The following is a 1,712-nucleotide window of genomic DNA, read 5'->3' on the forward strand; positions in this document are numbered from 1 at the left end:
GATGAGAACCAGGTGTCGAGGCAGTCTTCGTCCTGGTGTAAATCGGCGCTTGTAAGAGACGCATTGCCGGTCTGGCGGAGGGCCTTTTCGAGGGCTTCTTGGGGCGTCGCGGCCACTACATACGATCCGTCGGGCAGATAGTATGCGGGCACGCGATGACCCCACCAGAGCTGACGTGATATACACCAGTCCTTGATACCTTCCATCCAATGGTTGTAGGTGTTTTTGAATTTCTCGGGAATGAAGCGGATGTCGTCGTCCATTACTGCTGCATGGGCAGGCTTGGCGATTTCACTCATCTTGACAAACCATTGGTCGGAGAGACGTGGTTCGGTCGCCGTATCAGGATTGCGCTCGGAATATCCTACTTTGTTTTCATATTCCTCGATTTTCTCTATCAGGCCGGCAGCCTCAAGGTCGGCAGCAATCTGACGGCGTACATCGAAGCGGTCCATGCCGACATACATTCCGGCAGCTTCGCTGATAGTGCCGTTTTCATTGAATATGTCGATGGTGTCGAGATTGTGTTTCTGGCCGAGCATATTGTCGTTCATGTCATGGGCGGGAGTCACTTTCAGACATCCTGTACCGAACTCGATATCGACATAGTCGTCCTCGATAACCGGAATCTCGCGGTTTACGAGAGGCACAATCACGCGCTTGCCGCGGAGATGCTGGTTTTTGGGGTCGTTGGGGTTGATACACATGGCGGTATCTCCCATTATGGTCTCGGGGCGGGTGGTGGCTACAATCGCATATCCGTCCTCGCCTGCGATTTTATAGCGCAGATAGTAGAGTTTGCTGTGCTCCTCGCGATAGATAACTTCCGCGTCGCTCAGTGCGGTGCATGCTTTGGGGTCCCAGTTGACCATACGCTTGCCGCGGTAGATGAGCCCCTTGCGGTAGAGATCGACGAATACGCGAATCACACTCTTCGAACGGAGGTCGTCCATAGTGAATGCAGTGCGGCTCCAGTCGCATGAAGCGCCGAGTTTTTTCAGCTGTTCCAGAATTATGCCGCCATGCTTCTCTTTCCAGGCCCAGGCATGCTTGAGGAATTCCTCGCGGGTCAGGTCGGTCTTTTTAATGCCTTCTTTAGCGAGCTTAGCTACAACTTTAGCCTCTGTGGCAATCGATGCATGGTCGGTACCGGGTACCCATAACGCATTTTTGCCTTCCATACGCGCACGTCGTGTAAGGATATCCTGGATGGTATTGTTGAGCATGTGGCCCATATGGAGAATACCTGTCACATTTGGCGGCGGTATTACAATTGTGTAGGGCTCGCGCTGGTCAGGTGTGGAGCCAAACAGATTGTGCTCCATCCAGTAGGCATACCACTTGTCTTCTACTTCCGCAGGACTGTAGTTTTTAGCTAACTCGTTCATAATTATATTGTTGTGTATCTTGATTGCATTATGTGAAATTTCGTGCAAATTTATCAAAAAAACTCCATACCTCCAAACCTGTTTGATTCTGTCGGTCAACGTCAATGCCGGTGTGTGATTAGAGTGCTATTTTCAGTGATAAATAGGCAATAAGACCCCGTTCACCAATATTTGTTAACGCTGGGGTCGCATATCTCTGAGTGATTTTTGTCTTGTGATGATGGAGCGTAGCCGTAGCTACGTGACAGAAGAACAAGGCAAAAAGCGCCAGAGAGATGCGATGATATGGTAATTTTATGCATCAGCACACAATTAAGAGCTTGT

At 50.2% G+C, this 1,712-nt stretch carries 1 protein-coding gene; it reads right to left on the reverse strand.

The genetic code is table 11. The features are described from left to right. Positions 1 to 1,388, reverse strand: a 1,388-nt coding sequence (locus tag K2I50_RS10850) for a valine--tRNA ligase (RefSeq protein WP_301026366.1), incomplete at its 3' end; no start/stop codon positions are given. Between the last annotated feature and the right edge of the window lie 324 nt (positions 1,389 to 1,712).

This window comes from Muribaculum sp. (genome assembly GCF_029051885.1).
GTDB lineage: Bacteria > Bacteroidota > Bacteroidia > Bacteroidales > Muribaculaceae > Muribaculum.